Raw genomic sequence first — 11552 nt, 5'->3', positions numbered from 1 at the left:
GTCTTGGGGGGGGCTGTGGGAGCGAGCCTGCTCGCGATGGCAGCGCATCAGTCAACCTCGATGTTGGCTGGACCAAAGCTATCGCGAGCAAGCTCGCTCCCACAGTGGATCGTTGGTGCTCATGCATGCGATGCCCCACCACCATTCCCTTGTGGGAGCGAGCTTGCTCGCGATGGCGGTGTAGGAGTCAACCTCGATGTTGACTGAACCAAAGCTATCGCGAGCAGGCTCACCCCCACAGGGTTCTGTAACCGGTCTCATGGATTTTTCTGTCTTCTATAGTTTTTCACAAGGAACCCCTGCGATGTCCCTGCATCCAGAACTCAACGCCTTTCTCGACCTGGCCGAAGAAAGCCAGGCCGACGGTCCCGGGCCGTTTCACCTGTCGACGCCGGCCCAGGCCCGTGAGGCGTTCGAGCGCACCACCGGGCAATTGCGCTGGAACGCTCCGACGGATGTGCAGTGCGCCGTTCACGCATTCACCGCCCGTGACGGCGCGCCGCTGACGCTGCGTCTGTACCGTCCGGCGACGGCTGCGGCACAGGCACTGCCAGTGCTGGTGTACTTTCACGGCGGCGGCTATGTGGTCGGCAGCCTGGACTCCCACGATGGTGTCTGCCGCGAATTCTGCGCCCGGACACCGTGCGCGGTGTTGTCGGTGGGCTATCGCCTGGCCCCGGAGCACACCTTCCCGACCCCGCTGAACGACGGCGCCGATGCCCTCGACTGGCTGGCCCGGCAGGCCCGCGCCGAAGGCCTGGACCTCAGCCGTGTGGCGTTCGGTGGCGACAGCGTCGGCGCGACGCTGGCAACCGTGCTTGCGCTGCAAGCCGCCCGGGAACCCGCTTCCCTGGCGATCCAGCCGTGCTTTCAATTGCTCTGCTACCCGGTGACCGATGCGTCCACCAGCAGCCCATCCACCGAGCTGTTCGGCGAGGGGTATCTGCTGGAGAGCGAAACCCTCGAGTGGTTCTACCGGCACTACGCCAATGAGCCCACCGATCGTCTGGACTGGCGTTTCTCGCCGTTGCTGGCGCCCGGTTACCCAGGCATGGCCCCGGCCCTGATCGCCCTGGCCGGCCATGACCCGCTGCTCGACGAAGGCCGCGCCTACGCCCAGCGTTTGCGAGAGCAGGGGGTGAGCGTGGAGCTGATCGAATACACCGGCCTGATCCACGACTACCTGCGCTTGCAGAGCGTGGTGCCGGAGATTGACGAAGTGTACGCGCAATTGAGCCAAGCCTTGCGGACTGCACTCACTGCCTGAAACACCACAAATCCCTTGATGGGAGTGGTCTCAGGATTTGCATATGCCACTGATCTCCTGTGGGAGCGAGCTTGCTCGCGATAGCGGCAGGTCAGCCAGCACTTAAGTGCCTGATACACCGCCATCGCGAGCAAGCTCGCTCCCACAGTGGTTATGTGATGGTTCCAGGATTTGCAGGCACAAAAAAACCGGGCCTGGCCCGGTTTTTTTGTGTGTGGTGTTGCTTAGAAGTCGTAGGTCACGTCCAGCGAGGCCACGCGCTCCTGGCCGTAGTAGCAGCCGAACGAGTAGTTGCAGTTGGACACGTACTCGCGGTCGAAGACGTTCTGCACGTTCAGGCTGGTGGTAACGCCACGCAGGCTTGAGGTGGCCTTGCCCATGTCGTAGCTGATGGTGGTGTCGAACACCGTGTAGGCCGGGACGTCGAACGAGTTGGCCGCGTCGCCCGGCTTGCGGCCGGTGTGACGGGCGCCTGCGCCGAAGGTCAGGCCGTTGAGGACGGCCTGGGTGAAGTGGTAGTCGACCCACAGCGTGGCGGAGAACGGCGCCTGTTGCTCGCTGCGGTTGTCCTCGTTGCCGTAGTTGTCCTTGGTGTAGAACGAGTCGAGGTAGGTGGCGGCGGCCATGACTTCGATGTTGTCGATGGAGGATTTGACTTCCAGTTCAACACCCCGTGAACGCACCTGGCCCGACTGGATCGAGTTCTGGGGATCAGCAGGGTCGCCGGTGACCAGGTTCTTCTGTTTGATCTGGAACACCGAGGCGGTAATCATCGTTTTGTCGAACGGCTGATACTTCACACCCACTTCGTATTGCTCGCCTTCGGTCGGTTTGAAGGCGTTGCCGCTCGCGTCCGTGCCCGTGGTCGGCAGGAAGGATTCCGAATAGCTGATGTAGGGCGCCAGGCCGAAATCGGTGACATAGGTCAGGCCGATCCGGCCGGTGAACTTGTTGTCACGCAGTGAGGAAACAGTGCGTGCCAGCAGATCCTTGTTATCCACTTCGGCCCAGTCCTGGCGGCCACCCACGGTCAGAATCCACTTGTCCAGCTTGATCTGGTCTTGCAGGTAGACGCCGGTCTGGCGAACGGTGTTGTCCCATTGGGTGTCCAGCGTCGGGGTCACGCCGCTGGTGTCGTAGTTGTTGTTATTGCCGTACAGGTCGATTGGCGCGCCTGTGATGTTGTAGCCCTTGTATTTACGGTTGAAATGACGATAGTCCACGCCCGCCAGGGTGGTGTGCTCAAGGGCGCCGGTGTTGAATTTGTATTCCAGGTTGTTATCGACGGTGTAGGCGGTGTTGTGCTGTTGCCAGTCGAGTTTGTTACGAGTGGCCTGGGTCTGATCATTCCCAACGAAACCACGCAGATAGAAGCCCCGATACTGGTCACGCACATCGGTGTAACGGGCCGTGGAGCGGAACGTCAGGTCATCGGTGAGGTTGTGGCTGAAGTCGTAGCCAAGGATGAACTGGTCACGCTTGTAGTCGTTCCACCGCGTGTCGCCGGAGAAAAAGTCCCGGTCGATCCGCTGGCCGTTGGGGCCGCGCTTCAGGGAGCCGATCATCGGCAGCGCCTGATAGTCTTCCAGGCCGTCATCGCGCTGGATCTGCGCCAGCACCGTCAGCGAGGTGTCTTCGTTGGGCGCCCAGGTCAGGCTTGGCGCCAGCAGCATGCGTTCGCTGTGGGTGTGATCGACCTGTTGGTTGCCTTTTTTCCCCACGCCGATGACGCGGTAGCTGAATTCCTTCTGGTCGTCGATCGGGCCGCTGGTGTCGAACGCGCCGTTGATCCGGTCATAGCTGCCCGCGCCCAGTTTGATCTGGCTGCGCTGTTCAGTGGTCGGGCGCTTGGAGACCATGTTGATCAGGCCGCCGGGCTGGTTCTGCCCATAAAGCACCGACGACGGGCCCTTGAGCACTTCGATGCGCTCCAGGGTATACGTATCGATTTGCGGCGCGCCGCCCAGGCTGCCGGCATAAGGCAGGTAGGCGCCATCGAGGTACAGCTGTGTGGGGGCGAACCCGCGGCTGGTGATTTCGTCGGCGATGGCGTTGCGGTCGGTGAAGCCGCTGGTGTCCAGGCCCGGCGTGTAGCGCAAGGCCTGGGTCAGGTTGCGCGCGCCCTGGGTGGCGATCTGGTCGGCGGTGACCACGTTGATGGTCTGCGGGATCTCCAGGATCGGCGTGTCGGTCTTGGTGCCGGTGGCGCTGCGAGTGGCGACGTAGCCGTCCACCGGGCCGTAGGCCGATTCCGCGGATTTACCGGTGATGGTCGTGGCGCCCAGTTCCAGGGAATCGCCCGCCGTCCTGGCGCGCACGCTGGCCGTGTTGCCTTGGATAGTGAACATGACGCCGGTCCCCACCAGCATCTGCGACAGCGCTTGCGCCGGCGACAATCGGCCGCTCACCGGCTGGCTGCGCAGGCCCTGGACATCATCGGCGCTGTAGAGCACTTGCATGTTCGATTGATTGCTCAATGCCTGCAGGGCACTCGCCAGCGACTGCGCTGGAATGTTGAGGTCGACTTCCTGTGCCTGGACCTGTGCGCTGAATGGCATGGCCAGCGCCAGGCTGAACGCAGTGGCGCTGAAGCCTGGTTGCAACAGGCGGCGCATGATCAGTGCCTTGGTAAAACGTGGAATCCCCGGAGTTGCTGGCATGTGTTTCACTCTTGCAGGTTTTAGTTTTAATAGGGGTGTAGTTGTTATCAATTCTTAATTAGGACGCACGACCCCGGAAAAACCAGAATGAGAATCGTGATTATTTACGCAGATTGCAGTTCGGTGATGACGCGGCCGGCTTCCATGCGCACTAATTGGTCGGCCACGTCGAAGTAACGGTCGTCGTGGGAAATCACGATGATGGTCTTGCCCAGGCGCTTGAGGTCCGGCAGCAGCTCGGTATAGAAAATCCGCCGGAAGGTCGGGTCCTGGTCGGCGGCCCATTCGTCGAAGACCAGCACCGGGCGTTCTTCCAGCCACGCATTGACCAGCGCCAGGCGCTTGCGCTGGCCGGTGGACAGGTCGGTGGTGGTGAAGGCGCCGTCGCGCACACTGACCTTGTGAGCGATCTCCAGGCGTTGCAGGTATTGGTTGGCATCGTCCGGGATATGGGTGTCGCCCTGGACGATGTCGTCGAACAGGTAGTAGTCGGCGAAAATCGTCGTGAACAACTGGCGATAGTCGTCGCGGGTCACGGCCGTCACCACGTGGTCGTTGAGGCGGATTTCCCCTTGTTGCGGCGCATACAGGCCCAACAGCAGCTTGATCAGCGTGGTTTTACCGCAACCGTTTTCACCCACGATAAACACGATGTCGCCCTGGTCGATCCTCAGGTTCACCGGCCCCAGGCGGAACGGCGCGGCGCCTTCCACCGCCGGGAAGCTGTAGGCCACATTGCTCAGTTCCAGCGTCTGCACCGGCGTTTTCGGCTGGCCCTGGTCGTTGAGCAACAGGTGCGGTTCAGGGGAGGAAAACTGTTCCGACAGCTCGGCGATGCGGCGGAAGGCGATCTGCGCGCGGCTGACGATCGGCAGGGTGCCGATCAGGTGCTCCAGCGGACCTTTCATGTACAGCAACACCAGCACGAAACCGCTCATCACCGCTTTGTCGGCGCTCGGCCACAGCGATTGCAGGGCCAGGGCCAGGCCGATCACCACGAAGAACAGCATCGAGCCGAAGGTCTTGGCGATCACGAAGATGTTCACCGAACGGATCTGCGTGTCACAGATCTTGTCGGCGGTGTGCTCGATGCCCGAGACGAACATGCGTTGTCGACGAGGACGATGGATGCGCAGTTCCTTGGCGCCTTCGGCGATGGCGTTGTAGTGCTTCTGCAATTCGTCCTCGGAGTCGCGAGCCTCCATGAAGCCCTTGATCCCACGACCGCGGGCGATGTACTGCACCACGGTGCCGATGACAATCGCCACGACCATCATCAGAAACATCGGCCACGACAGCACTGCCAGGTAACCCATGCACCCTAGGGTGACGGTCAGGGAGATGGCCAGGGGGGCGAAGGCGAAGGCGAAATCGCTGATGGTGTCGACGTCGTGGGTCAGCACCGGGATCAGGCGATGGCTGCGGTAGCGTTCGATCGGCTGGATGGGTGCCGACAGGACTTTTTCCCCCAGCTCCTTGCGCAGCTTGGCGATGATCTTCTGGCCGACGTAGTTGGTGCCGATGTCGGAACAGATGGAACTGACCAGGGCCAGCAGGCACAACCCGGCGAACACGCCCACCACGGTGTGGCTCAGCCCACCGTCGGCGTGCAGCACCTGGTTGATGGTCGCCAGCGGCACGGTCACGCTCAGGCCACCGACCATGCCCAGCAGGATGGCGCCGATGACAATCAGCCGGAAGGGTTTGAGCAGGGTGAACAATTCATTGATCACCCCGCGTTTTGGTTGGCTCATGGAGGTTTCCCTGCTAGATGAAAAGGGCGAAGGCCATCGCGGGGCATTCACCACATGGCTGGAGGACGGCGGCACGCCGGGTTGGGGCGAGCCCACCTGTAGAACGATTGGGAGGGGAGGGAATTTATCCTGTGGGAGCAAGGCTTGCCCGCGATGAAGGCAACGCGGTTCTTTTTTGAGATCGAGGTGTCTGTATCGCGAGCAAGCTTTGCTCCCACATGGGGTCTCGCGAGCAAGCTTTGCTCCACATGGGGCCGCGTTGCGTTCGGTTTACATATCCCGCGCCACCCGAAAACCGATCCAGTCGCCGCGATCACCCGGCACCAGCGCATTGCGGTTGCCGGAGCGGGAGAACACCGGTGCTTCACCCCAGTCGTTGCCGCGAATGCGCTTGAACTCGCACTTGCCGGTCAGCCAGGCGCTGCCGTCGCTCGGCGCACCCACGTAGTTTTCGTTGTAGCAATCGGCGGTCCATTCGTAGACGTTGCCGTGCATGTCGTACACACCAAAGGCGTTGGGCGCGAAGCTGCCGGCCGGGGCGGTGAAGTTGTAGCCGTCGGCCGCGCCGTAGGTGTTGGCGTGCTGGGCGATGCTGTATTCCTTGCCTTCATCGAACGGGAAGGGGAACGGCCCGGTGCTGCCGCCGCGTGCCGCGTACTCGCGCAGGGATTCGCTGACCAGCCGGTAGTGCTTGCCGGTCTTTTTCGACAACCACGCCACGTAGGCATTGGCCTCGGCGAAATCCATGCACACCGCCGGGTGCCGGTCGGTGTATTGCTTGCGCGGGTCGCTGCCCTGGTAGTCCGGAATGCCAGCCTTGCACGCCCGACCGGGTCGTTCATCGCCGTCGGGCATGGTGTAGCCGGTGTCGCGCAGGTACGCGAACCATTCGCCCTTGAGCACCTGGAAGCGACTGATTGCCAGCGGCTTGGCAAACGTCACCGGGTGCAGCGGACCTTCGTCGGGCTCGCGGCCCACTTCGTCGTCCGGGGTGCCCATCTGGAAGGTGCCGGTGGGCAGCACAACCATTTCCGGGCAGTCCTTGCAGTCGCGAAAGACCTGGCCCGGTTGCGAGGCCTGGGCGCCGGAGGGCAGCAGGGCGGCGAGGGCCAGTGCCGGGAGTAGCGTCAAGGAAAAACTGTTCATCCATTTCTCTCGATAAAGTCAGGTTCAGAGTGTCTTGGCCAGCAAGCCCATGAAGCGATCGATCTCGGCTTCGGTATTGAGCAACCCCGGCGCGGTGCGGATTACCGGCCCCGCATCACGATGCACGGCGTCGGCGATCACACGGTTCTTCATCAGGTAGGCGGCGACCTCATCGCTGTCGCGGCCCTTGACCCGGAAGAAGCTGAAACCCGCTGACAGCTCCGGGCTCAGGGGCGTGACCAGCTCGATCTGCGGCTGTGCCTCCAGCTGTTTTTTCAGGTAGGTGTTGAGGGCGTGGATGCGCGCCTGCACTTCGGCCTTGCCCAGTTGCAGGTGCAACTTGAACGCTTCGTTCGCCGCCCAGCGATGTTCAAAGGCGTGGTAGCCGCCGGGCGTCATGGTGGTGGAAAACGCCGTGGCTTCGGAGAAGGTCGGAATGATCGGTGTGACGTACTTGACCTCTTCGCTACGGCTGCACACCAGGCCGGTGCCTCGCGGGCCGAACATCCATTTGTGAGTGCCGGCGATGAAGAAGTCGCAGTTCATCGCCGGGAAGTTCAGGTCCTCGACGCCGAACCCGTGCACGCCGTCCACCACGTAGATGATCCGTTGCTCATCGCTGCGGCCCAGGTTGTGCTTGTCCACCAGGGCACCGATTTTGTCGATGGGCAGCTTCACGCCGCTGCCCGAATGCACCCAGGTCATGCCCAGCACCCGTGTCTCCGGGCGGATGTTGCGCTCGATGGCCGTGAGGATTTCCTCGTGGCTGGCGTTGTGGGCGTTCTCGAACAGCTTGATTTTGCGTACCCGGGTGCCGTCCCGTCGGGTGCGCAGGTCGAGAATGGTGTGGGTGGCGTAATGTTCGTGGGTGGTGGTGAGGATTTCCTGATCGGCTGCCACATGGACGCCGCCGTAGATGATCGACAGGCCTTCGGTGGTGCTGCCGGTGAGGGCAATCTGCTTCGGGGTCGCTTGCAGGTAGCGACCGGCCCAGGTGCGGACGTTTTCCTCGCGTTCTTCGGTGACGCCCAGGTCCCAGTCCATCAACAGCCCGGGGTTTTTATCCAGGGCGGCGCGGTGCCGCTCGATGGCCTCGCGCACCGGGCGTGGGTGGGTGGTGACCAGGAAATTGGAGAAGTGCAGGTAGTCGGGGTCTTGGTCGAACAGTGAGCGCAGCTGTGCCCATTTATCCTTGGGCAGCGGTGGCAGGGGATCGGCGCCGGCCGTGGCGGGCAGGTTGGCAGCCAGGGGCAGGCCGGCAGCGAGGATTGCGGCCTGCTTCAGGAAGGTGCGACGCTCATTCATGGCTGGGCCGCCTTCTGGGTCGAGGCGATGGCGGGGCGGGAGGCTTTCTGGACCTGATCCCAGACCCGCAGGAAATTGCCGCCCCACAGTTTGGCGATATCGGCTTCGGAGTAGCCGCGGGTCAGCAGTTCGGCGGTGACGTTGCGGATGTCGCCGACGTTCTCCCAGCCTTTCACACCGCCGCCTTCGTTGAAGTCCGAGCTGATGCCGACGTGGTCGATGCCGATCTTGCGTACGGTGTAGTCGATGGCGTCCCCCAGGTCCTTGAGGCTGGCCTTGGGTTCCTCTTCGAGGATGCCGTAGAGCTGGCCGGCGTATTCGCCGAACTTCTGTTCCGGCCAGGCGGCGATGATCGGATCGCCGGGCATCAGTGCCATCGCCAGGTTGGGCAGCGGCGGCAGGTCGAAGCGTTCGCGCAGGGCGTTGAGTTTATCCTGGGTCTTTTGCGTCAGCGGGCGCAGGTATTGGGAGAAACCGACGATCTGCACCACGCCGCCACTGGCCTTGATCAGTTGCATTTCCTTGTCGCTGAGGTTGCGCGGGATGTCGACCATCGCCCGTGGCGCCGAATGGGAGGCCACCAGCGGCGTGCGGCTCAGTTGCGCGACTTGCTCCAGGGCCTGGGTCGACATCTGCGACACGTCGATGATCACGCCCAGGTCGTTCAGGCGTGTCACCGCCTGCTTGCCAATCTCCGAGAGGCCGCCGAGGGCGTCGGGCGAGTCGTTGAAGAACGGCAGCGGTCGTGAGGAGTCGGCCCAGTCGTTATTGCCGATGTAGCTGAAGCCGAACATGCGCATGCCGCGCGCCGTCCACAGGTCCAGCAGGTTCAGGTCGTGGCCCAGGGGGTAGGCGTTGAGCATGCTGATGAAAATCGCGAACTTGCCTTCGCCGTGCAGGCGGCGGAAATCATCCGGGGTGTAGGCAATGGCGACCTGGTTGGGAAAGTCCCGGACCAGGCCGGTGATGATCTTGTAGCGCACCTCCTGCTGGTTGCGCGCCTCTTCGACGAAACCGGCGGTGGGCTTGTGCGGGGCGTTGGGGCCGTTCCAGATCTCGGGCCAGCCGAACACCGTCAGTGCCGCGCCGGACAGCTGCCCGCGATTGGCTTTCACCAGGTCGAACTGGCCGCTGCCGTCCTTGTCGGCTTCATTGCCGGCGGTGCCGAAATCCAGCGGCACGGTGATGTGGCTGTCGAAGGACAGCAGGCGTTCGTGCAGTTCCCTGGCTTCTTTCATCACGTTGACCGGGTAGCCGGGATTGTCCCGCCACCAGTGGTCCCAGGCCGCGACGCCTGCACCGACGGCCAACGCCAGGGCCAGGGGCAGGCCGATGAAAAGAGCCTTTTTCGAACGAGGTGTTGTCATTGCCGATCTCAGTCAGGTTCGCCTTGGAAGGACAGGCGCGGGGCCTTTGCTATCTGGGGAGAACGAGTGGTCGGGCGGGAAATTTAGGTGCCCTTGGGGCCGCCATCGCGAGCAAGCTTTGCTCCCACAGGTGGGCGTGTTGCAAATTCCCTGTGGGAGCAAAGCTTGCTCGCGAGGCGACCTTACAGTTGCCCGGTTTCTTGCGAATGCACTCAAACCCATTGTGGGAGCGAGCTTGCTCGCGATGAGGCCTTCACAGCCCCTATAAATTTGTCAGCCCCCTCATCGTTCTAGCTTGGATAAAGCCCGCTCCAGGGCCGAACACAGGTAAGGCAATGACGATTTCTCGACGATGGTTCATGGCAGGCCTGGCGCTGACCGGTGCCGCCGTGCCTGCGGTGTATTACGGGCATCGCGAACTGACCCGGCCGGACCCGACCATCACCCCCGGCGAGGCCTCGTTCGACGTGGCCGACGTGGCGGGTCAGCGCCGGGCCGATACGTTGCGGGGCATCTGGACGATCCGTTTCACCGGCCGCGACGCCGGTCTCGAAGGCTTGCCCCAGGACGATCTACAGATCTTCCTCGATATCGGCCAAAGGGGCCGTGGCCTGGTGGGGTACCTCGACAGCGCCGAACGCTTGCGCGGTGCCGATGAGTCGCGTTACCGGGTGTTGGGCGACTTGGCCGGCACCGACCCGAAGCAACTGAGCTGGCGGTTGGTGAGTACTCGACAGGACGCGCCGGACTATGAATTCATCATGACCCTGGACGAAGTCTGGGCCGGCTTCGGCAATGCCGGCAGCGCCACCCTCAGCGGTCGGGCGTTGCGCCTGGACCGTCCCTTGGCGTTGCCTGAGCAGGACAATCAGTTCGTCGCCGTCAAGCAGCGCTTCCCCGAGGCCCGCGAGCGCACGCCGCTGAGCCCGGCGCTGCTGGCCTGGCTGGTGTCGCCCGAGCACCGGTTGTTCCACCAGCTCTGGCACGCCTCGCGGGACAAATGGCACACCCTGGACGAAGACAAGCGCAATGCCCTGCGCGGCATTGGCTGGCAGCCCGGCCCAAGGGATCAGGAGCGCGACGCCCGCGGCCCGCGCAAGGATCGCAACGGCTCGGGGGTGGACTTCTTTTTCATGCACCGGCACATGCTCGGCACCGCCCGTTCGTTCCAGCCGCTGCCGTCGTGGCCGCGCTTTCCTTTGCCGCAACCGGAGCTGGAGCGTGATCGCCAGGGGTTCGCCCGCTATTTCGACAACCACGACGGCACGGCCTTGCCGCCTACCTGGCTGGCCGATGGCGATGAGCAATACGCCCAGTGGGTCAGCGACATCAAGACCGCCGAGACCTACCACAGCAATTTCCAGGTCTGGGAATCGCGCTATCGCGACCCGCGCTACCTGTCGAAACTGACCCTGGGCCAGTTCGGCTCAGAAGTGGAACTGGGCCTGCATGACTGGCTGCACATGCGCTGGGCCTCGGTGCCGCGCGACCCGTCCAACGGCCATCCAGTGCCGTTCGCCCGCGACCCGGACGACTTCGCCGCGCGCTGGTATGCCCCGGAAAACGACTTCCTCGGCGATCCGTTTTCCTCCCACGTGAGCCCAGTGTTCTGGGCGTTCCACGGCTGGATCGACGACCGCCTCGAAGACTGGTTTCGCGCGCACGAGCGTTTCCACCCGGGGGAAGTGAGCCGGCTAAAGGTCAGCGGTGTGCCCTGGTTCGCCCCGGGCCGCTGGGTGGAAATCGCCGACCCTTGGCTGGGCCCGGACACCCACGGTTGCAGCACCACGCCGGGGCTGCAGCTCGGACGCTCGGTGGAAATGGACCCGGAAACCATGAAACTTGCCCTGCGCATTACGTTCGGCAGCGATGACAAAAAGCTCTCCGAACTGTTTCGCCGTGTGCCGCAACGACCGTGGTATGCGCGCAATCTCAAGTCCAAACCGGTTTAACTCCCTCTGCACGCTGTCCACAGAACTTAAGGCAAACACTGTTGTGGCGAGGGGATTTATCCCCGCTGGGCTGCGCAGCAGCCCCAATCATCAACACCTCG

General features: G+C 63.0%; 7 protein-coding genes. 2 read left to right on the top strand and 5 right to left on the bottom strand.

Going from position 1 to position 11552, the window contains the following annotated elements; all coding sequences use genetic code 11:
* Window positions 1-304: 304 nt before the first annotated feature.
* The gene (locus tag PSH84_RS23820) at window positions 305-1267 is read left to right on the top strand and encodes an alpha/beta hydrolase (protein ID WP_305481902.1); all 963 of its coding nucleotides are present in this window, start codon (window positions 305-307) and stop codon (window positions 1265-1267) included.
* 224 nt (window positions 1268-1491) lie between these two features.
* Here the strand turns inward: PSH84_RS23820 and PSH84_RS23815 are convergent, their stop codons facing one another.
* The 5 genes from PSH84_RS23815 to pvdM form a co-directional block, all read right to left on the bottom strand.
* Window positions 1492-3927, bottom strand: a complete 2436-nt coding sequence (locus tag PSH84_RS23815) for a TonB-dependent siderophore receptor (RefSeq protein ID WP_122569500.1) — start codon at window positions 3925-3927, stop codon at window positions 1492-1494.
* Between the two features lie 104 nt (window positions 3928-4031).
* The gene (locus PSH84_RS23810) at window positions 4032-5681 is read right to left on the bottom strand and encodes a cyclic peptide export ABC transporter (RefSeq protein ID WP_305481900.1); all 1650 of its coding nucleotides are present in this window, start codon (window positions 5679-5681) and stop codon (window positions 4032-4034) included.
* Between the two features lie 270 nt (window positions 5682-5951).
* Window positions 5952-6827 carry a dihydropyoverdine dehydrogenase gene (pvdO, locus tag PSH84_RS23805; RefSeq protein ID WP_305467758.1) on the bottom strand — a complete coding sequence of 292 codons (876 nt, stop codon included), beginning with the start codon at window positions 6825-6827 and terminating at the stop codon, window positions 5952-5954.
* A 24-nt stretch (window positions 6828-6851) separates the two neighbouring features.
* Window positions 6852-8132: a pyoverdine-tailoring periplasmic protein PvdN gene (pvdN, locus tag PSH84_RS23800; RefSeq protein ID WP_305481899.1), complete on the bottom strand. Its 1281-nt coding sequence runs from the start codon at window positions 8130-8132 to the stop codon at window positions 6852-6854.
* Window positions 8129-9499, bottom strand: a complete 1371-nt coding sequence (pvdM, locus tag PSH84_RS23795) for a pyoverdine-tailoring dipeptidase-like protein PvdM (RefSeq protein WP_305467755.1) — start codon at window positions 9497-9499, stop codon at window positions 8129-8131. The genes pvdN and pvdM overlap by 4 nt, the downstream gene beginning before the upstream one ends.
* A 335-nt stretch (window positions 9500-9834) precedes the next feature.
* On the opposite strand from pvdM, the gene pvdP reads away from it, so the two are divergent.
* On the top strand, window positions 9835-11451 hold the full coding sequence (gene pvdP / locus PSH84_RS23790; RefSeq protein ID WP_122569505.1) for a pyoverdine maturation tyrosinase PvdP: 1617 nt from the start codon (window positions 9835-9837) through the stop codon (window positions 11449-11451).
* Window positions 11452-11552 lie beyond the last annotated feature (101 nt).

The sequence above is a fragment of the Pseudomonas beijingensis genome (assembly GCF_030687295.1).
Classification (GTDB): Bacteria; Pseudomonadota; Gammaproteobacteria; order Pseudomonadales; family Pseudomonadaceae; genus Aquipseudomonas; species Aquipseudomonas beijingensis.
Note: the sequence above shows the minus strand (reverse complement) of the source record. Positions and strands in the feature narration are given on the sequence as shown.

What these genes read in the sequence shown, in the direction of transcription:
- PSH84_RS23820 (WP_305481902.1), top strand. Translation starts at nt 305, where the DNA reads ATGTCCCTGCATCCAGAACTCAACGCCTTTCTCGACCTGGCCGAAGAA.
- PSH84_RS23815 (WP_122569500.1), bottom strand. Translation starts at nt 3,927, where the DNA reads ATGCCAGCAACTCCGGGGATTCCACGTTTTACCAAGGCACTGATCATG.
- PSH84_RS23810 (WP_305481900.1), bottom strand. Translation starts at nt 5,681, where the DNA reads ATGAGCCAACCAAAACGCGGGGTGATCAATGAATTGTTCACCCTGCTC.
- pvdO (WP_305467758.1), bottom strand. Translation starts at nt 6,827, where the DNA reads ATGAACAGTTTTTCCTTGACGCTACTCCCGGCACTGGCCCTCGCCGCC.
- pvdN (WP_305481899.1), bottom strand. Translation starts at nt 8,132, where the DNA reads ATGAATGAGCGTCGCACCTTCCTGAAGCAGGCCGCAATCCTCGCTGCC.
- pvdM (WP_305467755.1), bottom strand. Translation starts at nt 9,499, where the DNA reads ATGACAACACCTCGTTCGAAAAAGGCTCTTTTCATCGGCCTGCCCCTG.
- pvdP (WP_122569505.1), top strand. Translation starts at nt 9,835, where the DNA reads ATGACGATTTCTCGACGATGGTTCATGGCAGGCCTGGCGCTGACCGGT.